The sequence below is a fragment of the Microbispora sp. NPDC088329 genome, from assembly GCF_040685655.1.
In the GTDB taxonomy this organism is placed as follows: Bacteria; Actinomycetota; Actinomycetes; order Streptosporangiales; family Streptosporangiaceae; genus Microbispora.
In genome coordinates this window covers 45,942-71,909 of record NZ_JBFBIP010000015.1, presented here as the reverse complement: position 1 = coordinate 71,909, position 25,968 = coordinate 45,942, and the positions used below count along the sequence as shown (strand labels likewise).

Annotated in this window: 25 protein-coding genes and 1 tRNA gene; 15 read left to right on the top strand and 11 right to left on the bottom strand. The window is 71.9% G+C overall.

What is annotated here, in order from left to right:
• The coding region (locus tag AB0O28_RS25700) for a hypothetical protein (RefSeq protein ID WP_363644308.1) at positions 1 to 313 on the bottom strand (313 nt) is incomplete at its 3' end.
• Positions 314 to 687: 374 nt separating this feature from the next.
• Here AB0O28_RS25700 and AB0O28_RS25695 point away from each other — a divergent pair.
• Positions 688 to 1,188, top strand: a complete 501-nt coding sequence (locus tag AB0O28_RS25695; protein WP_363644307.1) for a SigE family RNA polymerase sigma factor — start codon at positions 688 to 690, stop codon at positions 1,186 to 1,188.
• Positions 1,185 to 2,012 (top strand): hypothetical protein, encoded by an 828-nt coding sequence (locus AB0O28_RS25690; protein WP_363644305.1) that lies wholly within the window; start codon positions 1,185 to 1,187, stop codon positions 2,010 to 2,012. Before AB0O28_RS25695 ends, AB0O28_RS25690 begins: the two co-directional genes overlap by 4 nt.
• 20 nt (positions 2,013 to 2,032) lie before the next feature.
• Here AB0O28_RS25690 and AB0O28_RS25685 read toward each other — a convergent pair whose 3' ends face one another.
• From AB0O28_RS25685 to AB0O28_RS25675, 3 genes are all read right to left on the bottom strand, one after another.
• On the bottom strand, positions 2,033 to 2,683 hold the full coding sequence (locus AB0O28_RS25685) for a hypothetical protein (RefSeq protein ID WP_363644303.1): 651 nt from the start codon (positions 2,681 to 2,683) through the stop codon (positions 2,033 to 2,035).
• Between the two features lie 217 nt (positions 2,684 to 2,900).
• Entirely contained in the window at positions 2,901 to 3,473 is a 573-nt protein-coding gene (locus AB0O28_RS25680; RefSeq protein WP_363644301.1) for a nicotinamidase, read from the bottom strand.
• Positions 3,474 to 3,537: 64 nt separating this feature from the next.
• Entirely contained in the window at positions 3,538 to 4,821 is a 1,284-nt protein-coding gene (locus AB0O28_RS25675) for a nicotinate phosphoribosyltransferase (RefSeq protein ID WP_363644299.1), read from the bottom strand.
• A gap of 39 nt (positions 4,822 to 4,860) precedes the next feature.
• Between AB0O28_RS25675 and clpS the strand changes: the two genes are divergently transcribed.
• The 5 genes from clpS (at position 4,861) to AB0O28_RS25650 (ending at position 7,605) form a co-directional block, all read left to right on the top strand.
• Positions 4,861 to 5,148: an ATP-dependent Clp protease adapter ClpS gene (gene clpS / locus AB0O28_RS25670; protein ID WP_169950261.1), complete on the top strand. Its 288-nt coding sequence runs from the start codon at positions 4,861 to 4,863 to the stop codon at positions 5,146 to 5,148.
• The gene (locus AB0O28_RS25665) at positions 5,148 to 5,672 is read left to right on the top strand and encodes a DUF2017 domain-containing protein (RefSeq protein ID WP_363644297.1); all 525 of its coding nucleotides are present in this window, start codon (positions 5,148 to 5,150) and stop codon (positions 5,670 to 5,672) included. The genes clpS and AB0O28_RS25665 overlap by 1 nt, the downstream gene beginning before the upstream one ends.
• A 10-nt stretch (positions 5,673 to 5,682) precedes the next feature.
• Positions 5,683 to 6,099 (top strand): M67 family metallopeptidase, encoded by a 417-nt coding sequence (locus tag AB0O28_RS25660; protein ID WP_363644295.1) that lies wholly within the window; start codon positions 5,683 to 5,685, stop codon positions 6,097 to 6,099.
• 279 nt (positions 6,100 to 6,378) lie between these two features.
• Positions 6,379 to 6,657 (top strand): MoaD/ThiS family protein, encoded by a 279-nt coding sequence (locus AB0O28_RS25655; protein ID WP_030510925.1) that lies wholly within the window; start codon positions 6,379 to 6,381, stop codon positions 6,655 to 6,657.
• Positions 6,658 to 7,605, top strand: a complete 948-nt coding sequence (locus tag AB0O28_RS25650) for a cysteine synthase (RefSeq protein WP_363644293.1) — start codon at positions 6,658 to 6,660, stop codon at positions 7,603 to 7,605.
• A gap of 192 nt (positions 7,606 to 7,797) precedes the next feature.
• Here the strand turns inward: AB0O28_RS25650 and AB0O28_RS25645 are convergent, their stop codons facing one another.
• Positions 7,798 to 9,411, bottom strand: coding sequence for a DUF3352 domain-containing protein (locus tag AB0O28_RS25645; protein ID WP_363644291.1), 1,614 nt, complete (start codon positions 9,409 to 9,411; stop codon positions 7,798 to 7,800).
• 202 nt (positions 9,412 to 9,613) lie between these two features.
• Between AB0O28_RS25645 and AB0O28_RS25640 the strand changes: the two genes are divergently transcribed.
• The 7 genes from AB0O28_RS25640 to AB0O28_RS25610 all read left to right on the top strand — a co-directional run bounded on the left by AB0O28_RS25640 (position 9,614) and on the right by AB0O28_RS25610 (position 17,262).
• On the top strand, positions 9,614 to 10,408 hold the full coding sequence (locus AB0O28_RS25640; protein ID WP_363644289.1) for a thioesterase family protein: 795 nt from the start codon (positions 9,614 to 9,616) through the stop codon (positions 10,406 to 10,408).
• Between the two features lie 75 nt (positions 10,409 to 10,483).
• Positions 10,484 to 11,329 carry a glutamate racemase gene (murI, locus tag AB0O28_RS25635; RefSeq protein WP_363644287.1) on the top strand — a complete coding sequence of 282 codons (846 nt, stop codon included), beginning with the start codon at positions 10,484 to 10,486 and terminating at the stop codon, positions 11,327 to 11,329.
• Positions 11,326 to 12,078, top strand: coding sequence for an MBL fold metallo-hydrolase (locus AB0O28_RS25630; protein WP_363644285.1), 753 nt, complete (start codon positions 11,326 to 11,328; stop codon positions 12,076 to 12,078). The genes murI and AB0O28_RS25630 overlap by 4 nt, the downstream gene beginning before the upstream one ends.
• 5 nt (positions 12,079 to 12,083) lie before the next feature.
• A complete protein-coding gene (gene rph, locus AB0O28_RS25625; RefSeq protein ID WP_363644283.1) occupies positions 12,084 to 12,800 on the top strand; it encodes a ribonuclease PH in 717 nt (238 codons plus the stop codon).
• Positions 12,801 to 12,819: 19 nt separating this feature from the next.
• Positions 12,820 to 13,422: an RdgB/HAM1 family non-canonical purine NTP pyrophosphatase gene (rdgB, locus tag AB0O28_RS25620; RefSeq protein WP_363644281.1), complete on the top strand. Its 603-nt coding sequence runs from the start codon at positions 12,820 to 12,822 to the stop codon at positions 13,420 to 13,422.
• Between the two features lie 47 nt (positions 13,423 to 13,469).
• On the top strand, positions 13,470 to 15,293 hold the full coding sequence (locus tag AB0O28_RS25615; RefSeq protein ID WP_363644279.1) for a molybdopterin-dependent oxidoreductase: 1,824 nt from the start codon (positions 13,470 to 13,472) through the stop codon (positions 15,291 to 15,293).
• A 118-nt stretch (positions 15,294 to 15,411) separates the two neighbouring features.
• Positions 15,412 to 17,262 (top strand): toxin glutamine deamidase domain-containing protein, encoded by a 1,851-nt coding sequence (locus AB0O28_RS25610; RefSeq protein WP_363644277.1) that lies wholly within the window; start codon positions 15,412 to 15,414, stop codon positions 17,260 to 17,262.
• Between the two features lie 99 nt (positions 17,263 to 17,361).
• Here the strand turns inward: AB0O28_RS25610 and AB0O28_RS25605 are convergent, their stop codons facing one another.
• Positions 17,362 to 18,318 (bottom strand): alpha/beta hydrolase, encoded by a 957-nt coding sequence (locus AB0O28_RS25605; protein WP_363644275.1) that lies wholly within the window; start codon positions 18,316 to 18,318, stop codon positions 17,362 to 17,364.
• A gap of 86 nt (positions 18,319 to 18,404) precedes the next feature.
• Here AB0O28_RS25605 and AB0O28_RS25600 point away from each other — a divergent pair, with 86 nt between their 5' ends.
• Positions 18,405 to 19,025 (top strand): TetR/AcrR family transcriptional regulator, encoded by a 621-nt coding sequence (locus AB0O28_RS25600; protein WP_363644273.1) that lies wholly within the window; start codon positions 18,405 to 18,407, stop codon positions 19,023 to 19,025.
• 157 nt (positions 19,026 to 19,182) lie between these two features.
• Here AB0O28_RS25600 and AB0O28_RS25595 read toward each other — a convergent pair whose 3' ends face one another.
• The 5 genes from AB0O28_RS25595 to AB0O28_RS25575 all read right to left on the bottom strand — a co-directional run bounded on the left by AB0O28_RS25595 (position 19,183) and on the right by AB0O28_RS25575 (position 25,836).
• Entirely contained in the window at positions 19,183 to 21,672 is a 2,490-nt protein-coding gene (locus AB0O28_RS25595; RefSeq protein WP_363644271.1) for an FtsX-like permease family protein, read from the bottom strand.
• 3 nt (positions 21,673 to 21,675) lie between these two features.
• Positions 21,676 to 22,419 (bottom strand): ABC transporter ATP-binding protein, encoded by a 744-nt coding sequence (locus AB0O28_RS25590; protein ID WP_363644269.1) that lies wholly within the window; start codon positions 22,417 to 22,419, stop codon positions 21,676 to 21,678.
• Positions 22,420 to 22,532: 113 nt separating this feature from the next.
• Entirely contained in the window at positions 22,533 to 23,198 is a 666-nt protein-coding gene (locus AB0O28_RS25585; RefSeq protein WP_363644267.1) for a response regulator transcription factor, read from the bottom strand.
• A gap of 91 nt (positions 23,199 to 23,289) precedes the next feature.
• The gene (locus AB0O28_RS25580) at positions 23,290 to 24,471 is read right to left on the bottom strand and encodes a histidine kinase (protein ID WP_363644265.1); all 1,182 of its coding nucleotides are present in this window, start codon (positions 24,469 to 24,471) and stop codon (positions 23,290 to 23,292) included.
• Positions 24,472 to 25,762: 1,291 nt separating this feature from the next.
• Positions 25,763 to 25,836: transfer RNA gene (locus AB0O28_RS25575), tRNA-Leu, on the bottom strand.
• Between the last annotated feature and the right edge of the window lie 132 nt (positions 25,837 to 25,968).

Genomic DNA, 25,968 nt, shown 5'->3' with positions numbered 1-25,968 from the left:
CCATCCGGTCTGTGAGTCCGTCGACGCGTTCGCTGAGTCCGTCGATGCGCCGATCCAAACGGCCGATCTCGCTGTCGACGCGGTCAAATCGGACGGTGACGACCGTCATCTGCCTCTTGAGAACGCTTACGTCGGCTCTGGTCTCCTCGGCGATCTGCTCGACTCGCACCAGGCGATCGCTCATCTCATCGATCTTGTCCCAATTCGGCTGCAACGCGTCGTACGCGTGTGCCGCTGCCTGCTTGAAGCACTTGACGCTCAGTTTTTCCAATTCATGCTCCAGACGCTCGACGCGTACTCTGAGTGTCGTCACGTTCAGTCCTCCGGTGCTGCTCGAAGCGTAGCCGAGGCTCGCTGAGGAAGTGGGGCCGCTGCGGTGTGCGGAGGTCATTGCTATCAGCTGGGAGGCCGTCGGGGATGAGAATGTTCAAGGCGGATTTGCTGAGGTTCCGTCAGCGGGGTGAGGATATTTCGCTACCGGGGTGACGAATATTCACCGGGCTCCGCGTGTTATGTGCGTCATGTCCACATTTCCCGCGATTAATGAACGACTCATTCTCAACCTCGCCACGGGGTGCGCTATGCCGCAACCGATTGGAGGCCGGTGTCTTCCGTGAAGTCTCCTGTCATCCGAACGCGCCTCCTGGGCGGTAGTCATCGCCGTAGACGACGAGACGGAGATGATCGATGGACGACGGGTTCGCCGAATATGTGGCACAGCGGCATCTACGGCTGTGCCGGATGGCGTATCTCCTCGCCCGGGACTGGGGCACGGCCGAGGACCTGGTGCAGACCGCGCTGGCGAAGGCATGGGTCGCCTGGCGGCGGATCGAAGGAAACCCCGATCCCTACGTCTATCGCATCATCGTGAACACCCACGCCTCCTGGTGGCGCAGGCGCTGGCGCGGGGAGATCCCGGCCGAGACGATGCCCGAGGCGGCCGACCCCCGCGACACGGCGGCGGAGGTGGCCGATCAGGCCGCGCTGTGGAGCGCGATCGGCGCGCTGTCCCCGCGGCAGCGCGCGGTGATCGTCCTGCACTACTACGAGGGACGGACGCTCACCCAGGTCGCCGACATCGTCGGCTGCTCACTGGGAGCGGTGAAGACCCAGCTCAGCCGGGCCCTCGGCCGTCTTCGCGTCGATCCGGACATTCAGACCATGACCATGGGGAGGGCCCAGCGATGAGGCACACCGAGAGCGACCTGCGCACACTGCTGGACGAGCACGGCCGGGAACGCGCCGGCCGGGAACCGGTCGCCCCTCTCGACGCGATCGTCCGGCGGGGCCGCCGCATGCGCCGTACGCGGCGGGCCGTGACGGCCGGAGCCGCGGTGACCTTCGCCGTCGCCGCGGTAGCGCTGGGAAATGGCCTGCTGACCGGCCCACCCCGGGCCGACCGTACGACGGTCGCCGCGCAACCCACCGATTCCGCCCAGCCCGCGCACTGGCCGAAGCTCCCCGACAGCCTCCCGGTGGTGCTGGGAGCCGAGAAGTTCGACCTCCGCCCGATCTACGCAGGGCGGTTCGAGAAGGTGGGCGCCGGGCAGACGCTGACCTTCACTCCGACCAGTTACTCCACCGGGGTCAAGGTGGCCTGCGCTGACCCGAGAGCGTGGGTCGTCGTGGAGATGCCGCTCAAGGGCGGTGAGACGGGCGGCACGACCGGACGGTGCGGAGACGCGGTGGGCGGACATCACGACCGGAAGTCGGCGCCGTCCGGCTGGCTGAAGCGTCCGCAGTCGATTCGAATCTGGGTCTTCCCCGGAGACGCTCCAATCCGGCAGGTGGCGTGCCGGGAGACGCCGGACACGTGCGACGAGTCCGCTCAGGGCCGGGCGTTGCGGCGCCCGGAGGTGCGCGACCGATTGTCGGCCATGATCGGCGAACGACCCGGCAGGTGGGTCGCCGGGATCTACGACCGCGCCGCGGAGGCTTCACCCGCACCGGAGGGCGAACCTCTGACGGATGCCGACGGCCCGTCCGGAAGCGCGCCGACGCCGGCCGGCTGAGGCCGTAGGGCGATCGCCGGTCACGAGACGCGGGAACGCAGGGGGATCCTGTCGCCGGTGTGGCCGTCGATGGCCACGAAGCGGCGGTGGCGCCGGGCGACCGGGCTGAGCCGGAGGCTGAGGGAGGCAAGGCCCTGCTCCACGCGTACGGGCACGTTGTGCATGCCCTCGTGGTGGCTGTCCGCACCCTCCTGCACCCAGATGCGCAGCCGGTGCCCGGCCTGGTGCACCGCCACCGTCGCGGTGTCGCACTGCGCGGACGACGCGGGCCAGTACACCGTGAGGCCGTGCAGGGCCCTGCCCTGGAACGACAGGCGTACGGCCTCGGGGTTTGGGATCCGGGAATCGCAGGCGGGAGGGCCGCCCTGTGCCTGTGACTGTGTCGGCGCCGGTGACGGTGTCATGGCCGCCGCCGCTCGGGGGGTCCGGACACCCGTGGGCCGACCGGCGCCGGCGTGGGGGTCGCGTGCGGCGATCGTCTGGGCGGGGATCCGGGCGGGCGCTTCGGTGAATCCCACGACCATGGTGAGCGTCTGCAGGGCCGCCAGCGTCAACGCGCCCGTGAGGCGGACGGCGCCCCGGTGACCGCGGCCGAAGAGCAGCCAGACGCAGACCGGGGTCAGGACGAGCCAGCTGAGGCCGAGCAGGAACGCGAACATCGGGACCGCCAATCCACGAAGGGTCGTCGCTCTGAGTAATACACCCATGACTCTACGCGGTGAAGGCGTTGACATCCGGTTCCGCGCGGTCGTGTCCCCCGCCGGCTGAGGGGACGTGCCGTTGCGGGGGACGAATGGGGCACCGGGCGGCCGGACGCTCACCGTGCCTGTCCGGCGGCCTTCCGATGGTGTCGAGGCCCCGGAGCGTACAGCCCGCAACGCACGGGGCTCAGGAGCGGAGGACGGGCTCCCCGTCGAGCTCGACTCCGGCCTCGGCGAGGCGGGCGAGCGCCGACTCCGTCGTCTCCCTGGCGACACCCGCGGTCAGGCCCAGCAGGACCCGTACGGCGAAACCGTTCGCCGCCGCGTCGAGGGCGGTGGCACGGACGCAGTGGTCGGTGGCGATGCCCACGACGTCCACGGCCTCCACGCCGCGTTCGCGCAGCCACGCGTCGAGGCCGGCGCCCTCCGCGGTGGCGCCCTCGAACCCGCTGTAGGCCGCCTGCCGTGCGCCCTTGCTGAAGACCTCCTCGACCTTCGCGGTGTCGAAGGCGGGGTGGAAGTCGGCGCCGGGGGTGCCGACCACGCAGTGCGCCGGCCAGGAGTCGACGTAGTCGGGCTCGGCCGCGAAGTGCGCGCCGGGATCGACGTGGTAGTCCCGGGTGGCGACCACATGGTCGTACGCGTGGTCGTGGACGTGGCGGCTGATCGCGGCGGCCACCTCGGCGCCGCCGCCGACCGGCAGGCTGCCGCCCTCGCAGAAGTCGTTCTGCACGTCGACGACGATGAGCGCGGTCTTCAACGGATCACCTCACAGTGGCGATCACGGAGGACCGGCGTCGTCCTCATGCGCCGGTCCTCCGCGATCACTTGAAGATAGTAGGGACTGCGGGGTCTCCGGGGGAGAGGCTGCACGCCTCCAGTGGCAACTCCGCCAAAGTCGCCCGGTGACGGTCGCGCGCGGCCGCCAGGGGTTCGCGGCCGACGACCTTGCCGTCCCGGACGAGCTCGGCCAGCAGCGGGCGGTCCTCCGTCTCCACCGGCTCGCGGGTGATCACCTCGGCGGTCGCGGTGCCGTCGCTGGTCCTGCGGTAGGCCCACTTGCGCCCGCCGACGCTGGGCTTGCCCACGGACGCCTTGGCGACCGGCTGGAGGGCTCCCGCGTGGTCCTCCCTGGCGACGAGCTTGTAGACGAGGCTGGCCGTCGGGTGCCCCGAACCGGTGGACAGGGCGGTGCCGACGCCGTAGGCGTCCACCGGCGCCGCGGCGAGCGCCGCGATCGCGAACTCGTCCAGGTCGCTCGTCACGACGATCCGCGTGCGGTCCGCGCCCAGTTCGTCGAGCAGCCGGCGCACCTCGACGGCCACCATCGCGAGATCACCGGAGTCGATGCGCACCGCGCCGAGGTCGGGCCCGGCCAGCTCGACGGCGGTGCGTACGGCCTTCGCCACGTCGTAGGTGTCCACCAGCAGCGTGGTGCCGAGCCCGAGGGACTCGAGCTGGGCCCGGAAGGCGTCCTCCTCGGAGTCGTGCAGCAGGGTGAACGCGTGGGCGGCGGTGCCCGCGGTCGGCACGCCGTACAGGTGACCGGCCATGAGGTTGGACGTGAAGGCGAAGCCGCACAGGTGGGCGGCCCTGGCGGCGGCGACCGCGGCGTACTCGTGGGTGCGGCGCGAGCCCATCTCGATGAGCGGCCGGTCGCCGGCCGCCTGGGCCATCCGGGAGGCGGCCGCCGCGATCGCGCAGTCGTGGTTGAGTATCGACAGGATCAGCGTCTCCAGCAGTACGGCCTCGGCGAAGGTCCCCTCCACCACCATGATCGGTGAGCCGGGGAAGAACGCCTCGCCCTCGCGGTAGCCGTACACGTTGCCGGAGAAGCGGTAACCGGCGAGGAACTCGCCGGTGGGCTCGTCCACGATGCCGGCCGAGCACAGGAACTCGATGTCCTGCTCCTCGAAGCGGAAGTCCTCCAGTGCGTCGAGGAACCGCCCGGTGCCGGCGACCACCCCATAGCGCCGTCCTCCGGGCAGCCGCCGGGCGAACACCTCGAACACCGCCCGCCGGTGCGCCGCGCCGCCGGCGAGCGCGGCCTGGAGCATCGTCAGTTCGTACTGGTCGGTCAGCAGGGCCGTGCCCGTGGTCATGCGCACGTGTCGAAGACTACGACGGTCGTGGTGCAGGATGGTTACGTGGGTAGCACAGCTCCAGCCGAGGTCGAGCGTCCGTCGTCGGACGTGCGCCCTGATCTGCCGTGGCTCACGATCGTGTGGAACGACCCGGTCAATCTGATGTCGTACGTCACGTACGTCTTCCAGGCCGTCTTCGGCTATCCCCGGCAGAAGGCCGAGAAGCTGATGATGGACGTCCACCACAAGGGCAAGGCCGTCGTCGCCAGCGGCACGCGTGAGGAGATGGAGCGGGACGTGCAGATCCTTCATTCCTACGGTCTGTGGGCGACCGTCCAGCAGGACAAATGATGAGCACGGGATTCCGGGCGACCAGCGACGGGGTGACCGTCGATCTCGACGCGGGCGAGGTGTCGATCCTGCGCTCGCTGGTGTCACAGGTGCTCGGCCTGGTCGAGCCGGGGACCACCGGCGACGATCCGCTGGAGCGCGCCCTCGGCATCGGCGCGGCGGCGCCTCCGGCCGACCCCGTGCTCGCGCGCCTGTTCCCCTCGGCGTACGGGGACGACGAGGAGGCGGCGCAGGAGTTCCGGCGTTATACGGAGGCCACGCTGCGCGACGGCAAGCGGGCCGACGCGACCACGCTGCTGGAGACGGCGGCGCCGGGCCGGCTGAGGCTCACCGCCGAGCAGGGGCAGGCGTGGCTGCGGGCGATCAACGACGTGCGGCTCGCGCTCGGCGTGCGCCTCGAGGTCACCGAGGAGGTCCACGAGGAGATCGCCTCGATGTCCGAGGACGACCCCCGCTATCCCGCGTTCGTGACCTACGACTGGCTGACCTACCTGCAGGACACCCTCGTCAGGGCGCTTTGGTAGGTTTCCCAGCATGCTGACGATCTCACGCGAGCTGGTCGACAAGATCGTGGCCCACGCCCGGGCCGACCACCCGGACGAGGCGTGCGGCGTCGTGGCCGGGCCCGCCGGCTCCGACCGTCCCGAGCGGTTCGTCCCGATGGAGAACGCCGAGCGTTCCCCGACGTTCTACCGCTTCGACTCGATGGAGCAGTTCCGCGTGTGGCGGGAGATGGACGACCGCGACGAGGTTCCGGTCGTGATCTACCACTCCCACACCGCCACCGAGGCGTACCCCTCCCGTACGGACATCAGCTATGCCTCCGAGCCCGACGCCCACTATGTGCTGGTGTCGACCGCCTCTGAGGAGGAGGCGCCCTTCAGGTCCTACCGGATCGTGGACGGGGTCGTGACGGAGGAGGAAGTCAAGATCGTAGAGTCGTACGGTTAAACTGAAGTTATGCCCAACGATGACGCTCGTCCCGTGTCGTCACCGGCTGTCCTGTCGCGCCGGGCACGCCCGGAATCTCCTGTTCAGGCGTTCCTCTTCGCGCACACGCCGTCTGTAGTCGTCTACGACTGTCGCTGAACCAGTCGCCGCCCGCCGGGATCGTTCCTCGTACGGACTCCCGCGGGAGATGACCGCTGGAATCGCCGCCCGCCCGGCCATGTTCCAGCCATGTGAACGCCCACCATGAAGACGACCACTGATGAAGGAGATTGAGCCCAGATGGCCATCGAGGTCCGCATTCCTACCATCCTCCGCAGCTACACCGACGGCGCCAAGGCGGTCAACGCCAAGGGATCGACCCTCGAAGAGCTGATCGGCGACCTGGAGTCGCGCCACCCCGGCCTGAAGGACCGGCTGATGGACGACTCCGGGCTGCGCCGCTTCGTCAACGTCTACCTCAACGACGAGGACGTGCGTTTCCTCGGCGGGCTCGGCACCCCGGTCGCGGACGGGGACACCGTGACCGTCCTCCCGGCCGTCGCGGGCGGAGCGCGCTAGATGCGCTTCGACTCGTTGATCGACTCGGTCGGGCACACCCCGCTGGTGGGTCTGCCCCGGCTCTCGCCGTCTCCCGACGTACGGATCTGGGCGAAGCTGGAGGACCGCAACCCGACCGGGTCGGTCAAGGACCGCCCGGCGCTGTGGATGATCGAGCAGGCCGAGAAGGACGGGCTGCTCACACCGGGCTGCACGATCCTGGAGCCTACCTCCGGCAACACCGGCATCTCGCTGGCGATGTCGGCCAGGCTCAAGGGCTACAAGCTGATCTGCGTCATGCCGGAGAACACCTCCGAGGAGCGCCGCCAGCTGCTGCGCATGTGGGGCGCCGAGATCATCTCCTCGCCGGCCGCGGGCGGCTCCAACGAGGCGGTGCGGGTGGCCAAGGGGCTCGCCGCCGAGCACCCCGACTGGGTGATGCTCTACCAGTACGGCAACCCCGCCAACTGGCGCTCCCACTACGAGTCGACCGGGCCGGAGATCCTCGCGGACCTGCCGACCGTGACCCACTTCGTCGCCGGGCTGGGCACGACGGGCACGCTCATGGGCGTCGGCCGCTACCTGCGCGAGCAGGTGCCCGACGTGAAGATCGTGGCCGCCGAGCCGCGTTACGGAGAGCTGGTCTACGGCCTGCGCAACGTGGACGAGGGGTTCGTGCCAGAGCTGTACGACCCGTCCGTGCTGACCACCCGTTACTCGGTGACCTCGGCCGACGCGCTGCGCCGGACCCGGGAGCTGCTGGCGTCCGAGGGCATCTTCGCGGGCATCTCGACGGGCTGTGCCCTGCACGCCGCCCTCGGCATGGCCCGCAAGGCCGTCCAGGCGGGGGAACGGGCCGACATCGTCTTCATCGTGGCAGACGGCGGCTGGAAGTACCTGTCCACCGGCGCGTACGAGGGAACCCTCGACGAGGCGGAGGACCGCCTCGAAGGCCAGCTCTGGGCCTGACCCGGCCGTGATTTGTCGTCTGCCTCACGAAGGCCCTGTGACCTGCGGCGACAGCCTCGGTGATCTCGCACTGATCCGGGCCCGAAGCCGTGTGAGCAGCGCGAACGCGATTCGTGATCATGCACTTTCCGCCGGAGTGCACGATCACGGATCGCGTTTTCGCATGGTGGGACGATGTGCTCTCGGCGGGGGTCAGTTGAACACGATTCTGAGGGTGAAGGTCGAGCCCTCCTCGCCGTCGGCGCCGCTCAGGCCGATCGCCCGCAGCATCCCGGCGTCGGTGCGCGCCTGGCCCCGCAGACCGTCCAGGTACAACTTCTCCAGCCGGTCGAGGTCGGCGTACACGGCGTAGGTCGCGTTCCCGGCGTCCGGGACGGCCAGGCGGAACGTCTCGCTCTCGCCGAGCGTGCCGCCGCCGCCCAGGGCGCCGGCGTACTCCTGGGTGCTCGCGATCACGAACCGTCCGTCGCCCTCCGCGGTGGCGATGTCGGCGGACCTCTCCATGCCGTTCAGATGGGCCTTCACCCGATCCACCACGTCGCGCGCCTTGGCGGTGTCCGTCGTGAGCACGGCGCCCACCCGCGGCTGTGCGCCGTCCAGGTCCTGTTCGTCCAGGGCGAGCGTGAACGTGCGGCCCAGCAGCGTCGCGAGGTCGTCCGGCAGGGACAGGCCGTACTGCGCCCGCGCCCCGTCGAGGACCTGCCTGAGCACGTCGCCGCCAGGGCCGCCCGTCGCCTGCTCGATCGACGGCCACTGCTCGCGCAGCATGTCGCCCAGTCCGGAGATCGAGGCCGCCGCGACCGTGGAGGCGGGCAGCTCGCCGATCTTCACCGGCTCCGGCCGGACCGACGTGGGCGTCCCGCCGCGGGTGATCCCGGCCAGCTCGGCGTAGTCGCCGGAGAACCGGAGAGCGCCGGCGAAGCGCATTCCCTTGATCTGCCGCAGCGCGGGTGTGTCGGCGAGGTCGCTCCAGCCCACCTCGGCCACCTTCTCCACGTCCGCCCAGAACGACAGCACGCCCTGCTCGCCCAGCGCCCGCAGGTCGCTCGCGAAACGCTGGTCGCCGGACAGCGGCGCCGCCTTGACGTACTCGTCGGCCAGCTTCTGGCTCGTGGCGATGAGGGCGTATCCGTCGCGGAACGCCAAGCCCGCCTTCCCGTCGCCGAGGCCCAGCTTCGCGATGCCGGCCCGGGCCGCCGCCTCGTCCTTCACCTGTACGGCGAGCGCCCCGACGGGGTCGCCGCCGTCGCCCGAGGGGAGCACGGCGAGGCCGACGCGGTCGCCGAGCCACGGCTCGACGTCGCGGGCGTAGTCGACTTCGGCGAGGTCCGGCTCGTTGTTCCGCAGTGCGGTGACGAGGGCCTCGCGGGGGTCGTCTCCCCCGAAGGAGCCGCGGGTGGCCGAGAACTTGCGGGCGATGCCGAACAACGCGAGCTTCTGCCCGGCCGACGGGTCGAGGTCGAGCCGGACGTAGGCGAGCGCGTCCGCGGGCAGCACGTCCTGCGGCTGCGCGCCGCCGCCGCTCAATTTCGAGGCGGCCCACACGCCGCCCCCGCCGACCAGGCCGACGAGCACGGCGGCCACCAGCGCGAGGATCCAGCCGCGCGCCCGCCTGCCCCGGCCGGGGGGCGACGGCGGGGCGGCCACCGTGACGGAGCCGATCTCCTCCGGCTCCGTCCACGACGGCATCCGCATGGTGTGCGCCTCGCCTCCGGCAGGCCGGGGAACGCGATAGGCGACGGTGCGGTCGAGATCCTGCTCGTCGCGGGGGTGCCAGGGGTCAGTGGGGGGAGTGTCGGGGGACATGGGCTCACTCGCAAACGTCGTCGTCAGGTACGCCGCGACGCTAGGCCCGCCCGGTAGCGGTGCGCTTGCAGCCCGCTTGACCGCGAGCGCTGGTGCCGTCCCCGCGAGCACGCTGCCGTCCCCGCGAGCCGCCGCGCGGTCCGCCGGAGCGCCACGCTACAGTAATGACCAGAACAAAATTCGGTAGAGCGGCGAGGGGCGCATGACCAAGTTCGACGAGGCGACGCAGGCCATCCGGGTCGACGACACCACCTACGACGTGTGTCTCGACGACGGATACTCCATCGGAGGGCCGCTCAACGGCGGCTATCTCATGGCCACGATGCTGCGCGCCGTGGTGGACGCCTCGCCGCACGCGCACCCGGTCTCCACCAGTGTCCAGTTCCTGCGGGTGGCCAGGCCGGGCCCGGCCCGGGTGCTGCTGGAGCCGCTCAAGGCGGGCCGTACGGCGGCGATGACCAGGGCGCGGCTCGTCCAGGACGGCGAGCCGTTCATCGAGACGCTCGTCACGACCGCGACCCTGGACGCGTCGGCGGCCCCGGACTGGGCAGGCGGCCCGTCGGCCGCCATGCCCGGCCTGGCGGACTGCGTGCGCCTGCCCGATCCCAAGCCCGAATCGAACATGAACTTCAACGCCCAGCTGGAGATGGCGTTCGATCCACCCACGATCGGCTGGCTCGCCGGCGAGCCGACCGGACGGCCCGAATCGCGGGCGTACTTCCGGCTGGCCGAGCCGCAGGACCCCGACCCGTACGTGCTGGCACTGGCGGTGGACGCGCTGCCGCCGGTCGTGTTCTCGGCGGGGGCGCGGGGATGGGCCCCGACGGTGGAGCTCACCTGGCACCTGCGCGCCCTGCCCGCGCCGGGGTGGCTGACCCTGCTCGGCGGCGGACGGCTGATCAGCGACGGCTGGTTCGACGAGGAGGTCGAGGTGTGGGACTCGGCGGGCCGGCTGGTCGCCCAGTCCCGGCAGCTCGCGCGCCTGGGCCGGGGCTGAGCCGCGTTCACCTGCCGCGCCTCCAGCGCGTTGTGAGCATTCTTACCCTGAGCGGCGGCGATCGTTCCCCTAACCTTGGGAAGCGTGCCGGAGGACAACACCAGGGCGATCGGGATCTTTGACAGCGGCGTGGGCGGCCTGACGGTCGCCCGGGCGATCATCGACCAGCTGCCCCACGAATCGATCTTCTACGTGGCCGACACGGCCCACCAGCCGTACGGGCCCAAGAGCATCGCCGAACTCCGCGCATACGCGCTGGAGGTCATGGACCACCTGGTCGAGCACGACGTGAAGATGCTGGTCATCGCGTGCAACAGCGCGAGCTCGGCCGTGCTCAGGGACGCTAGGGAGCGCTACGACGTCCCGGTCGTCGAGGTGATCCAGCCCGCCACGCGGCGGGCCGTGCGGGCCACGAGGAACGGCAGGGTCGGCGTGATCGCCACGCGGGCCACCATCGAGTCGATGGCCTACCACGACGCCTTCGCCGCCGCCCCCGACGTCGAGCTGGTCGCCGTGGCCGCGCCCTTGCTCGTGGAGTTCGTCGAGCGGGGCGAGACGATGAGCGAGGAGCTCATCGAGGTGGTCAAGGGCTACCTCAAGCCGATCCAGGACGCGGGCTGCGACACGCTCATCCTCGGCTGCACGCACTATCCGCTGCTGACCGGCGCCCTCTCGTACGTCACGGGGAACGGGGTCACGCTGGTGTCCAGCGCGGAGGAGACGGCCAAGGACGTCTACCGGATCCTGCACGACCGCGGCCTGTCCAACGGCTCTGGCGAGCCGAGGCACCTGTTCCGGGCGACCGGCGACACCGAGCTGTTCGAACGGCTCGGGCAGCGTTTCCTCGGTCCCGAGCTTCAGTCGGTGGAGCGGACCGCCCCCGGCATCGGCGACGTCACCGGCGTAGGGAGTTCGCGATGAAGTTGACGATCATCGGATGCTCGGGCAGCTTCCCCGGCCCCGACAGCCCGTCCTCCTGCTACCTGCTGGAGGCCGAGGGCTTCCGGCTGCTGGTCGACTTCGGCAACGGTGCGCTCGGCGCGCTGCAGCGGCACGCCGGACTCTACGACGTGGACGCGATCCTCCTGTCCCACCTGCACGCCGACCACTGCCTCGACCTGTGCGCCTACCACGTCGTGCGCACCTACACGCCGGACGGCCCGCTGCCGAAGGTGCCCGTCCACGCCCCGGGCGGCGCCTCCAAGCGGCTCAACGCGGCGTACGCGATGCCGGACGAGCCCGTGCTGGAGAACTCCTTCGACTTCGTACGGCTGTCGCCCGGCACCCGGCACGTCGGCCCGTTCGAGGTGACGGCCGCCCCGATGAACCATCCCGTGGAGACCTACGGCTTCCGCGTCACCCACCAGGGACGGTCCGTCGCGTACTCGGCGGACACCGGCGAGTCGGCCGAACTGGTCAAGCTGGCCCACGAGGCCGACGTGCTGCTGTGCGAGGCGTCCTTCCTCGACGAGCCGGACCTGACTCCCGGCCTGCACCTGAGCGGCAGGCAGGCGGCCGAGCACGCCGCCCGGGCCGAGGCCGGCGCGCTCGTTCTCACCCATCTCGTTCCGTGGTACGACAAGTCCCGCATCCTGGAGGACGCCTCGCGGGGCGGCTTCGGCGGGCCGATGGAGTTGGCGCGGAGCGGGGCCGTGTATGACCTAGGGTGACCCGTATGGCTCGTTCACACGGTCGTCGTTCCGACCAGCTCCGCCCCGTGACCATCACCCGGAACTGGCTCGCCCACGCCGAGGGTTCCGTACTGGTGGAGTTCGGCAACACGAGGGTGTTGTGCGCCGCGACGGTGGAAAGCGGCGTGCCCCGCTGGCGCAAGGGCAGCGGTCTCGGCTGGGTGACGGCCGAATACGCCATGCTGCCCCGGTCGACCAACACCCGCAGCGACCGCGAGTCGGTCCGCGGCAAGATCGGCGGGCGCACCCACGAGATCTCCCGGCTGATCGGCCGGTCTCTGCGGGCCTGCGTGGACTACAAGGCCCTGGGGGAGAACTCCGTCCTGCTCGACTGCGACGTGCTGCAGGCCGACGGCGGCACCCGCACCGCCGCCATCACCGGCGCGTACGTCGCACTCGCCGACGCGATCGCCTGGATGCGGCAGCGCCGGATGTGCCCCGGCGACCCCCTGGTGAACTCGGTCGCGGCCGTATCGGTCGGTGTCGTCGGCACCGAGGCCATGCTCGACCTCGACTACAGCGAGGACGTGAAGGCCGAGACCGACATGAACGTGGTGATGACCGGCAGGGGCGACTACGTCGAGGTGCAGGGCACCGCCGAGGGCACACCGTTCGACCGGACCGCGCTCAACGGCCTGCTCGACCTGGCCGCGTCCGGCTGCGCGGAGCTCACCCGCCTGCAGGCCGAGGCCCTCGCCTGATGAACGGGAGAACGACACCATGAACAAGGTGGTCCTGGCCACCCGCAACGCCGGGAAGATCGTCGAACTGCGCCGGATCCTCGCCGACGCCGATGTGCCGGTCGAACTCGTCGGCCTGGAGGCGTTCCCGCACATCGGAGACGTGGCCGAGACCGGCCTCACGTTCGCGGAGAACGCGCTGCTCAAGGCGCACGCGGTCGCCGCGGCCAGCGGCCTGCCCGCCATCGCCGACGACTCCGGCCTGTGCGTGGAGGCGCTGAACGGCATGCCGGGTATCTTCTCCGCCCGCTGGTCGGGCCGCCACGGCGACGACGACGCCAACCTCGACCTGCTGCTCGCGCAGATCGCCGACGTGCCGGACGGCCGCCGCCAGGCCCACTTCGCCTGCACGGCCGCGCTCGCGCTGCCGACGGGGGAGGAGCACGTGGTGGAAGGGGCCATGCACGGCTTCCTCATCCGCGAACGGCGCGGCACGGGCGGCTTCGGCTACGACCCGATCTTCGTGCCGGACGGCGACACCCGGACGACGTCCGAGATGACGGCCGAGGAGAAGAACGCGATCAGCCACCGGGGCAAGGCGTTCCGCGCGCTCGCCCCGGTGATCGCCGAGGTCGTCTCGTAATACCGCCGTAAGACCACCGGCGGGCGCGCGGGCGTAGCGTTCGGAACGTGAACGCAGCAGGCACCCGTATGCCCGCCTGGGCGGCCGCGCTGACCGGCCTCGTCGCCGGCGCGGTGGCGCTCGGCGCGGCCCAGATCGTCGCCGGTCTGATCGATCCCGGCGCGGCCCCGGTCGTCGCCGTGGGCGGCGCGATGGTCGACTCCACGCCCGCCTGGCTGAAGGAATGGGCGATCCGCACGTTCGGCTCCGGGGACAAGCCGGTCCTGCTCGGCGGCATCGTCGTCGTGCTCGCGCTCGTCGCCGCGGGTCTCGGTCTGCTCGCCCGCCGCCGCACGGCGTACGGCACGCTCGGGCTGACCCTGTTGGGCCTCGTCGGGGCCGCCGCGGCGCTGTCCCGGCCGGACGCGGGGGCGGCGCACGTCCTGCCCTCCCTCGCGGGTGCCGCGGCCGGCGCCTGGACCCTGTCGCGGCTGGCGCGCCGCGCCATGAGCAGCGGTGAGGAGGACTACGTCACCGCCAGCCGGGCCGCCGACCGCGAGACCGCCTCCGCTCGGGCCGCGAGCCGGATCGCCGACGGCGCGAGCACGCGCGCCGGAGCCGCCGCTCGGGTGGTGGGCGACCAGGTCGAGGGAACGGAAGCCGACGTGGCGGACCCCGCGCCGGCGGAACGCCCCGCAGCGAGCAGCGACCTTGGGCACCGGCACGCAAGCGCGCGGGGAGAGAGCTCTGCGGCGCGGCCCGGGCCCGCCGTGCCGCCCGTCATGCGGCCGGGAGCGGGGCCACTTCCCGGGCCGTACGCCTTCGACCGGCGCAGGCTCCTGACCGGGGCGGCGGCGGGGGCCGCGGTGGCGGGAGTCGGCGGTCTCGGCGGATGGCTGCTGTCGGGCAGCAAGGACGGCGAGATCGCCCGGAAAAGCGTGGCCAGGACGCTGCCGCGCGCGGCACGCCCGGCCGTGCCGATCCCCGCCGGAGCGGACCTGCGGATTCCCGGCCTCACGCCGTTCGTCACGCCCAACGCCGACTTCTATCGCGTGGACACCGCGCTCGTCGTGCCGTCGGTGGACCCGGCGCGCTGGACGCTGAAGATCCACGGCCTGGTGGACAGGCCGGTCGAGCTGACCTTCGCCGATCTGCTCAAGCGCCCCCTCATGGAGGCGGACGTCACACTGACCTGCGTGTCCAACGAGGTCGGCGGGCCGTACGCCGGCAACGCCCGCTGGCTCGGCGCCCGGCTCGCCGACGTGCTGCGGGAGGCCGGGATCCGCCGTGAGGCCGACATGCTGCTCAGTGTCTCCGAGGACGGCTGGACCTGCGGCACACCGGTCGACGTGGTCATGGACGGACGCGACGCGCTGCTCGCCGTCGCCATGAACGGCGAGGTGCTCCCGGAGGCCCACGGTTTCCCGGTCCGTCAGGTCGTGCCCGGGCTGTATGGATACGTGTCGGCGACGAAGTGGGTCACCGAGATCAGGGTCACCAGGTTCGACCGGGACGAGGGTTACTGGACGCCCCGCGGCTGGGCCCCGCGGGGCCCGATCAAGACCCAGTCCAGGATCGACCTGCCCCGTGACGGGGACGAGGTCGCGGCGGGCCGTACGACCGTGGCGGGCGTCGCGTGGGCCCAGCATCGCGGCGTCGACGCGGTCGAGGTGCGGGTGGACGGCGGCGCGTGGCTGCAGGCGAGGCTCGCGGAGGTGCCCGGCCCGGACACCTGGCGGCAGTGGTCGGCGGACCTGGACCTGACGCCGGGCCGGCACACGCTCGCCGTGCGGGCCACCGACGCGACCGGCCACACCCAGACCGCGGACGAGGCGCCGCCCGCTCCCGACGGCGCCACCGGCTTCCACACTGTCACCGTCACGGCCGGCTGACCGGCCCCGCTCGGTCTGCGGCGGAAGCCGGGTCTGGAGTTGGGAAAACCCGCCGTGCCCCGGACGGCCCGCCTCTACCATCGGCACGCTGATGTGCGCGAGGAGGGGGGCCAAGCGCGTGAACCAGGACAGAGCGCGCCGGCATGCGCGGTGGCGGTTGCCGTCGGGTGTGTACAACCCGGTCGTGACGGCCGACGGCCGGCGATGGCGGGATTACGAGCAGGCGGCCGAGGCGCCTGCTCCCTCATTGGAGGACCGCCGCCTGGATGTGCGGATCGCGGCTCTGCCGCTGGGCGTGGACACCATGACCATGCCGGTGGTGCCGGCCGCCAGGAACGGTGAGAGCGGCGGACGCGGGGGTCGAGGCGGGCACGAAGGGCGCGGCGGGCACGAGGGCCACGAGGGGTACGGAGGGTACGGTCTGAGCGCGCCGGCCGGGCACCGGGCAGGGGCGACGGACCCCCGGGAAGCGGGCGCGGCAGACCCCCGGGAGGCAGGGGCGTCGGACCTCCGGGAGGACGTCTCCACGGCGACGCCCCCCGCCATCGGGGACGCTCTGGACGTCACGGCCGACGGGGACCCGGAGGACGCCGAGGACCGTGCGGAGTTCGAGGATGCCCGGGACGGTGAGGAGCCGGAGGACGCCGAGGACCGTGCGGAGTTCGAGGATGCCCGCGACGGTGAGGAGCCGGAGGCCGGCGGGGACGTCGCGGCGGCGGCGGGGGCCGCAGAACCCGAGGACGTCGCCGAATCGGAGGTCGCCTTCGGAGACGACGACGCTGCCGGGGACCCGGCCAGGGCCGGGCAGCACGCGAGCGCCGCGACCGGGACGCGGGACGAGGCAGCGAAGAGCGAAGCCGCGAAGGACGAGGTCGCGACGGCCGCGGCGAGCGGTGCGAACGGACACTGCGAGGCCGTCGCCGAGACGCCCGGCTCGCCTGAGGGGCTACACGATGCGGCCGGCCCGGAAGGCCGGGGCGATCGGCCGGGCGAGCCGCCGGCCGGTGCGGGACCCGACGTCGTTTCCCCGGCCGGGCAGGTCGAGTGGCCGGTCGAGACCGCGCCCGTGCCGAGAATCCCCGCCCAGCCGGACGGTGCCGCGGCCGGGATACGGCGTTCCGAATCCCCGGACGCGACCGGCGCCGGGCCCGGACAGGGCGATCCGCCCTGTCAGATCGCGCGTGAGACGGCACGTGAGACCGCGCCGGACACCGCCTCGGACACCGCGCCGGCGACGAGCCGGAGCGAGTGGCACGCGGAGGGGCCCGGCGGGGCCGTGGACGACGGTCCGGAGCAGGGAGAGCTCGCGGACGCCGACGATTTCTGGTCGGCCGTGCTGCGCGACGACACCGAGCGCGACTGGCTGGACGGCCCGGGCCGCCCGCGGCGGCTGGAGGACACCCGCCCGTACGGCAGGCCCGGCGGCCTGGCCGAGGCGGATCCGGACGGCCAGATGAGCCTCGCGCAGGCGGTGAGCGGGCGCTTCCCGGACCCACGCGGCACCTGGATCCGCCTGATCAACGCCGAAGGGCCGACGGAGGACGCGTTCAGGTCGAACAACGCCGTCGACTGCGCGCTGTCGGTGATGTCCACCTGGCACGGCGAGCCCGTCGTGGCGGCGCGCAGACAGCCGGAGTACGACGGGTCGGGACGCCCGCTGCTGACCGGGGAGACCGGAGGGGTCGCCCGCGCCGAGGAGTGGCTCGGGCACCGCTTCGAATACGTCGGTCACGGCCGCCGGGCGTACGTGGCCATCGCGCAGCGGCTGATCTTCGGTGGCCACGGCGCCGCCGCCGTCCTCATCACCCGCTGGGCCGGGGGAGGCAGCCACGCGTGGAACGTCGTCAACTGCCGGGGTGAGGTCCTGTGGATCGACGCCCAGCGGGGTCACATGGCCGTGGATCCGCCGTACGAGGACGTCACGGGCGTCTTCGCGGTGGTGATCGATCGTCAGGGCCGCCGCCTGTGACGGCCGATGCGACCTCCGCGCGCCGGACCCGGGCGGGCCCGGCCCGCGCCGTCGCGGGCATCGCACCCCGGCTGAGCGCGGGCCCGACGATGACGCCGGTCATCGGCGGCCGTGGAGGGCGTCGTCCGCGTCGACCCGGTCGATGAAGGCGAGGACCCGGGCGGCGACCCGCTCCGGGAACTCGCCGTTGAGGGCGTGGGAGGCGTCCGGCCACAACTCGACGGTCCCTCGGGAGAGCAGCCGGCGAGCGCGTTCCGCGGCCCTGCCCGGATCGTGGATGATGCTGCGCCCGGCGATCACCGCGAGGGTCGGTATGCCGACCGCGGCGACCTCCTCGTCCGAGGGGTAGGTAGGCGGAGGGAGAAAGGCGGTGAAGTCCCGCATCCCGGCGGAGATCAGGGCGGCGACCGGGTCGTCGCCGGAGGTGTCGGCTCCGCCGGAGATCCAGCTCAGCAGCCGCCGGCGCCACGGCTCGGGGAGCGGCCCGAGCGCTCCCAGCGAGACGGCGACCGCCTTCCAGGTGATCCGGCCGAACAAGGACGCGGGATCGAGCAGGCTCAGGGAGGCGACCTTCTCCGGAGCGTGCGTGGCGAGCCGGAAGGCGGTCCACCCGCCGATCGACACGCCGAGCAGGTGCGTCCGGTCGAGGCCGAGTCCGGTGAGGAGTTCCGCGAGCCACACGCCGTGGTCGGCCGCGCTCGCGAACGGTCTGCTCTGCACCGAGAGACCGGGCTCGCCCAACAGATCGATCGCGTAGACGACCCTGCCTGGGGCGTGAAGGCCGGTCAGGTTCGGCGCCCACATCGGGGTGGACGCGGTGCGTCCCGGCAGCAGGAGGAGCGGCGTCGCGGCGTCGGCGTCGTCCGCGCCGAAGCGATGGACGCGCACGGTCCCGAAGCCGGTCGGCACGTCCTGGATCGCGTCGGGTGCCGGGAGGTCGGCCATGGCGCGGTCGTAGATCCGCCGGTAACGCGTGTAGGCAGGCGCGTCCTGGAAGTGCCCGAGGCGCCGCCGGCGGAACCCTTCTCCGATGTTGGGCCGTACGTGGTCGTTCACGTCCGGATCCTCCGCTCGCCGTTGGCAGTACGATCGTATTGTATTGATATCACGATACGCTCGTATTGCAAAAGAGGGAGCGGCTCGTGCCCAAGCAGGTCGACCACGCGGCTCGGCGGCAGGAGATCGCCCATGCGGCGCTGAGGCTGTGCGCGCGAGACGGCCTGGCCGGGGTGACGATAGGGCAGGTCGCACAGGAGGCCGGCGTCTCCAAGGGGCTCGTGCAGCACTACTTCGCGGGGAAGGCCGATCTGCTGCGCGCGAGTGCCCACGTCCTGAGGGAAGAAATCGAGCGCCATGTCGGCGAGGCCGTCCAAGACGCGCGCGGCCCGGCGGACACGCTGCGGCGGGTGCTGCTCGCGATCGTCGGGCTGGGCGTGACCGCCGTGGTCCCGCTGCTCGCCGGGCACGCGTTCCTGAGCAGGGCCGTCGCCGATCCGGAGATCCGCGACCTTTATCGCGCCGGCGGCGACGCCGTCCATCGTGCGATCGCCGCGTTGCTGGCGGCCTCGGACCCGGCTCCGGACGTCGACCCCGGCACGGAGGCCCACGCGTTGCTCGGTCTCGCCCGCGGCCTTGCCGACGGGGTACTGCTCGGGGAACTCGGCGTCGACGACGCGGGCGCGATCGTCGACCACCACCTGCGCCGGATCCTGCCGGGGGTCCCGACCGGCTCCGGTTCTCCCTCCTCACAGCCCCCCGAATGATCGTCAGGCGCACTCGGGCCCTGCCGCCCGCGTGCCGTCCTGCTTGCCGCCCGGCTGACGTTCCGGGGTGCTGCGGCCGCAGCCCAAGTCACCCGCACGCGCGCGGGTGACCCGGGCGACCGGCGCCCCGGTCCGTACCGGACCGGGGGAGCGGCGGTCAGGAGGCGGCCAGCGCCCCGACGACCGAGGCATGGGCGGCCCGGCGGGCGGGCAGCACCGCGGCGAGCACTCCGGCCAGGCCCGATGCGGCGATGAAGATCAGGATCTGTACGACCGGAAGCTGGAAGGAGACGTTCTCCGTGAGCGTCGTCGTCGCCGCCCAGCCGTACGCGACGCCGAGCACGACGCCGACGATGGCGCCCACCAGGCCGAGGACCAGCGCCTCGACCGAGAGCATGCCCCGCAGCTGCGGCCGGGTCAGGCCGAGGGCGCGCAGCAGCGCGGACTCACGGGTGCGCTCGTGGACCGACAGTGACAGCGTGTTCGCGATGCCGAGCAGTGAGATCACGATCGCGAGGGCCAGCAGCCCGGTGACGACCATGAGCATCGAGTCGATCGCCTCGTCGAACTGGCCCCGGATCTCCGTGGTGCTGCCGACCTTGATCGCCGGGTAGGCCGCCGTGGCCTCGTCCACGACCCTGCGGGCCCGTTCCGGCGCCACGCCGTCGGCGGCGTTCACCAGGACCCGTACGTCGCCCATTGTGCCGAAGTGCCGCTCGAACGCCTGCTCGGCCATCGTGAACGCGGGCAGCAGGGCCACGTCGGCCTTCAGCACCGCCACGACCGTGAGCGGGATGGCCTGATCGCCTGACGCGACGGTCACGGTGTCGCCGACCTTGACGCGGAGGTCCTGGGCCGCGTAGTCGGCCACGGCGACCTCGCCCGCTCCGAAGCCGTCCAGCGTGCCGGACGACGCCTCCGGCTTGACGGCGGTGCCGATGGCGGACTGAGTGACGGTGCCCACTCCGTACTCGTGGCCGTTCACCTTGGTCTTCTTCCCCCGGAACTCGGTCACCGCGGCCAGGTCGCGGCTCGCGCGGAGCGTGTCGGCGACCGAGCGGGGGATGGTGCCGGTCTGCGACGTCAAGATGTAGTCGGCGGGGAACTGCTGGTCGAGCTGGCCGCTGACGGTGGTCCGCACCGTGGCGGTCAGGACCGACATCAGCGTCATCAGTGTCACGCCGATGGTCAGGGCGACCGTCGTGGTCGCCGCCCGCTTGGGGTTGCGACGCGAGTTGTCCACGGCGAGCCGTCCCGCCACGCCGAACAACCGCGCCGGCACCCAGCCCGCCAGCCCGCTCAGCGGCCGTACGATCACCGGGCCGAGGATGAGCACCGCGAAGAACACGAGCACGCCGCCGGCCATGACCGTCAGCAGCGCCGCTTGGCCCGGCTTCTGCAGCACGCCCGCCGCGGTGAGGCCGGCTCCCGCGACCGCGATCAGGGCGGCGACGACCACCCGTACGACCCCGGCGCGGAACGTGTGCTCCTCGACCTGCGTGCGCAGCGCCGCGACGGGCGGCACACGGGTGGCCTGACGCGCGGGCAGCAGCGCGGCGGCCATCGTCACCACGACGCCGGTGCACATGCCGATGGCGATCGTCTGCGGGGACAGGCTCACGGTGCCCGTGGGGATGTCCGTACCGATGGCTTTCAGCACGGCGACCGCGGCGGCCCCGAGACCGAGACCGGTCAGCAGGCCGAGCACCGACGACAGCAGCCCGACCACGGCGGACTCCAGCACGATCGAGCCGAAGACCTGCCGCTTGGTGGCACCGATGCAGCGCAGCAGCGCCATCTCCCGCATCCGCTGCGCGACCAGGATGGTGAAGGTGTTGTAGATGACCAGCGCGGCGACGAGCAGCGCGACCGCCCCGAACAGCAGCAGGCCCAGCCGGATGTAGGCCGTGTCCACATGGTTGCGCTGGGCCACCTCGTCGGCGCGTTCCCGGCCCGTCATGACCGTCGCGTCGCCGCCCACGGCCGCCGCGACGGCCGTGCGCAGGCTCTCCGGCGAGGGCCCCGAGGAGACGACGTCGATCTCGGTGAAGCCCTTGACGCCGGTGACGCGCCGCGCCGCGTCGGGCGTGAAGGCGACCGCTCCCCGGTAGGCGAGGTTCTGGTCGACGCCGACGTCGAAGATCCCGACGAGGCGGAACTCGTGCCGCGTGCCCGCCTTGTCGAGCACCGTGACGGCGGCCCCGGGCGTGAACCCCTGGGCCTTGGCGGTGTTCTCGTCGAGCACCGCCTCGCCGGCGGCTGAGGGGGCCCGGCCCGAGGTGATCTTGATGCGGCTCGCCGGGATGGACACCCCGGCGGTGGGGAGGTCGCCCACGACCTTGCCGTCCTTGCCGATCAGCGGCGCGTCCCCGGACACCATCGGCTGGGCGTCCTCGACGCCCCGCACCGCCTTGATCGCGGCGAGCGCGCTCTCCGGCAGGCGATCGTCGTCCCCGGCGTCCTTCGGCGTCACGACCACGTCCACCTTGTCGGCGTCCGCGGCGAACGACTGGGTGAACCCGGCGTCGATGGTGTCGGTGAGCACGAACGTGCCCGCGATGAAACCGACCCCGAGCACGATCGCCAGGGAGGTGAGCAGCAGGCGCAGGCGGTGCGCCAGGAGCCCGGCGAGGGTGGTCCTGAACACGGCTCAGGCCTCCAGCGCCATCAGCGTGTCGAGCACGGTCTGCGGGGTCGGCCGTTCGACCTCGCTCACCAGCAGGCCGTCCCTGAGGAAGACCACCCGGTCGGCGTACGACGCCGCCACCGGGTCGTGGGTCACCATCACGATCGTCTGCCCGAGCTCCCGTACGGACGTGCGCAGGAACGCCAGCACCTCGGCGCCGCTGCGCGAGTCGAGGTTGCCGGTCGGCTCGTCGGCGAAAATCACTTCGGGCTTGCTGATGAGTGCCCGCGCCACGGCGACGCGCTGCTGCTGGCCGCCCGACAGCTCGCTCGGCTTGTGCCTGAGCCGGTCACGCAGGCCGACCGTCTCGATCACGCGGTCGAACAACGCCTGGTCGGCCTGGCGGCCCGCGATCTCCAAGGGAAGCCGGATGTTCTGCTCGGCGGTCAGCGTCGGCAGCAGGTTGAACGCCTGGAAGATGAAACCGACGCGCTCGCGCCGCAGGAGCGTGAGCTGCTTGTCGTTCAAACCGGTGATCTCGACGTCGCCGATGCTCACCCGCCCGTCCGTCACGGTGTCCAGACCGGCCAGGCAGTGCATCAGGGTGGACTTGCCGGAGCCGGACGGTCCCATGATCGCGGTGAACGCCTCCGCGGCGAAGCCGACGTCGATGCCGCGCAATGCGTGCACGGCCGCGTCGCCCTCGCCGTACACCTTCGTCAGTCCCCGCGCGACGACCGCGGTGCGAACCTGGGTTGTTGTGGTCATGACGCCACGCTATGGCCGTGATCAGGGCGTTTCCTCGGCCTCGCGGACGTTCTCGGCCTGCGTCCCGGGACGGTCCGCCCCGGGGCGTGTGCGACTTGTGAGGTATCCCGGACTCAGCCCCGCGGATGATCGGGGGCGACCACGCCGGTCTCGTACGCGTAGACCACCACCTGGGCCCGGTCGCGCAGCCCCAGCTTGGCCAGGATGCGGCCAAGGTGGGTCTTCACGGTGGCCTCCGCGAGATGCAGCCGCGCCGCGATCTCGGAGTTCGACAGGCCACGGGCCACCTGGACCATCACCTCCCGCTCCCGCGCCGTCAGCACGCCCGCGTCCTGCCGCCGCCGATCCCCCTCCGGCAGGAGCACGGCGAAGCGGTCGAGCAGGCGGCGGGTCGTGCTCGGCGCGACCACCGCGTCTCCCGAGTGGACCGACCGGATCGCACTGATCAGCTCGGCCGGCGGCACGTCCTTCAGCAGGAACCCCGCCGCACCCGCCTTGATCGCGGCGAACGCGTACTCGTCGAGGTCGAACGTCGTCAGGATCAGCACTTTGGGGCCGTCCGGGGCCGCGCAGATCACGCGGGCCGCCTCAACGCCGTCCATGCGCGGCATGCGGACGTCCATGAGGACCACGTCGGCCTCGACCGTGCGCACCGCCTCGACGGCCGCCAGCCCGTCGGCCGCCTCGCCGACGACCTCGATGTCCGGCTGCGCCCCGAGGACCATCCGGAACCCGGTCCGCACCAGCTCCTGGTCGTCCACCAGCATGACGCGTATCACAGCAGCTCCGCTCCGCTCGTCATCGCCGCGACCCCGTAACCGTACGCGCTGTGGGGACAACCGGAGTCACCGCGGTCCGGGGGTCGCCTGGTCACGCGGCCATCCCGACGGGGATCCGGGCGATCACCCGGAAGCCGCCGCCCGGCCGGGGACCGGCTTCGACGCTCCCGCCGTACATCGCCGCCCTCTCCCGCATGCCGATCAGCCCGTGCCCGCCGACCAGGCGCGGCGCCGCGGCGCCCCTGCCGTCGTCGCTGATCCTCAGCTCGAGCTCGCCCCTGCCGTACGTCACCTCCACCCGGGCCCGCGTGCCGGGACCGCCGTGCTTCAGCGCGTTGGTCAGCGCCTCCTGCACGATCCGGTAGACGGCGAGCTGCTCACCCTCGGGCAGCGTCTGCGCGGTGCCGGACACGGTGAACTCGGTCGGCAGACCCGAATCCCTGACCTGCCTGATCAGGTCGCCCAGCTGGGCGACACCGGGTTGCGGGGCGTACTCCTCCGCCGGGCTGCCGGCGTCCTGCCGCAGCACCCCCACCAGCCTGCGCATCTCGGCCAGCGCCTGCCGCCCGGTCGACGAGATCGCCTGCATCGCACGCCGTGCCTGCTCGGGGTCGCCGTCGATGGCGTATCCCGCGCCGTCGGCCTGCACGACCATCACGCTGACGTTGTGCGCGACCACGTCGTGCAGCTCGCGGGCGATGCGGGCGCGCTCGGCGGCGGCGGCGATGCGCGCCTGCTGGTCGCGCTCCCGCTCGGCCCGCTCGGCACGTTCGACCAGGCCCTCCACATAGCGACGGCGGGTGTTGGCGTAGATCCCGGCGATCCAGACGGCGACGATGAAGGCCGACGACGACGGCCATGCCTGGGCGGGGGCGGGAGACCAGCGCAGCATCGCCAGCAGCAGCCCGAGTTCGGCGACCGCCCCGGCGGCCAGCGCCCACCGGAGTGTGCAGCGCGAGGCGACGCCGTACACCGCGACGAGCACCGCGATGTTGGCGGGCAGGACGACGACGTCGAGCAGCCACTGGACGAAGCTGACGGCGGCGACCACCGCGAACACCTCACGGGGGTGGTCGCGGCGCCAGGTCAGCGGAACGATGAGCGCGGCCGACAGCAGCAGCAGACCGGGCACACCGAGCTGCCGCGCCCCGAGCGAGCCGGTCCGGCTGAACGCCTCGATGGTGGCCAGGCACAACAGCGCCAGCGGGGAGACCGTGAGCGCGTCCACGAGCTTGCTGTGGCGCCGGGTCCAGGCGCGCAGTCTGCCGAACACGTACCCAACCATACGTATCGGCTGCTCAGGAAGGTCTCACCCTTGGGACGGATACCCGCCTACGACTCAAGTCGCAGCCGCTGCCGTGCTTACGCCGTTTTTACGGATCACGGCGCATCCTTGTTCCCGGGAACGCTTCTTGGAAGCGGGGTTAGGGAGCTCTGAATGGCGGAGAAGGACGCGGGGTCGCGCGGTGTCGGAGACGAGCCGCGCGACCCGCGCCCGGAGCCGGTAACCGGACCGGCCGGGTCATCTGAGCTCAGTGTGACCGAGCCCAGTGCGACGGAGCCCAGTGCGACCGCCGGTTCCGCTGCGCCGGCCGCGCCCACCGGGCCGAGTCCGTCTACCGGGCCGAGCGGGTCGGCCGGGCCGGCCGGGTCTGCGCCCCCTCGGACGGATCCCGCGTCGCCCTGGACCAGCCCGGGGGACACACCCAGGCCGTCAGGGCCGGAAGCACCCCGGATCGGACCGGCGAACACGCCCGGAGCATCGGGGCCGCACTCGCCGTGGGCAGGCCACGCGGGCCCGAGCCGGCCAGGGCCGGGACCCGCGAACACGCCCCCCACAGACGGCCGGTACGCCTTCGGTCCCGGTGGCGCGGGGTGGAAGGCTCCCGGCTGGCAGGATCCGCGCGCACGGTCCGCGCCTGCTCCGCGGCATGGCCCTCCCACGCGACCGGCGCCTCGGCTGCCCCGCGGACACGTCGGTCAGCTCGTGGCCGTCGGCATCGCGTCCGCGCTGATCGGTGCGCTCCTCGGCGGTGGCGTCGTGGCCGTCACCGGTATGGTCTGGGACCGGGCGCACGCGGGGATGAGCTGGGACGCCGGAAGTGACCGCCAGCGTCTCTTCCCTCGAGGCTACAACGAGGACGCGCCACAGTCCCAGGACGACTTCCTGCCTCCCTGGTGCAGGCGCACCGAGGCCGGAGTGCGCTGCCAGGCGCCAGGCTGAGGTTCGCTTTCCCGAGGGCGCGCGCCGGCGGAGGGGCCGGCGCGCGCCTACGGGTGTCCGGCGCCCGGTGGGCTGTCTTCCGGTCGGCCGCGCGTCGGCGCAATTTTGGATCTCCCAGGACGGTCACTCCCGCTCACTCCGAGCACGAAGCAGGGCGATGGCCGTGCGGATCGCCGCGGTCCGCGACTTGGCTCCTCCGGCGGTCACAAACCGCTCCAGGAAGGACAAATCGTCGGCCCCGAGCATCAGGTTCAACTTCGCGAGCGCCGGCCGCTCGGGATTTGGCAATTTCCGGGTTTTTGAATAATTCGCCGGCTCGCCATTGTTTGCCGATTTGCAGTGGGGTCGACGAGATTCGAACTCGCGCTGTACGGTACCTAAAACCGTTGCCTCTGCCGATTGGGCTACGACCCCTTTTCCTCTTCCTTTTCCCGCGAAATTATCTGTCTGAGAATGACAGTTGGGGCAGAGGAATCGCAGATTCTCTTTTCTGTTGTCCAGCCAGTTGCCGTTGATGTGGTCGATGTGCAATGTGAGCGGCCGACC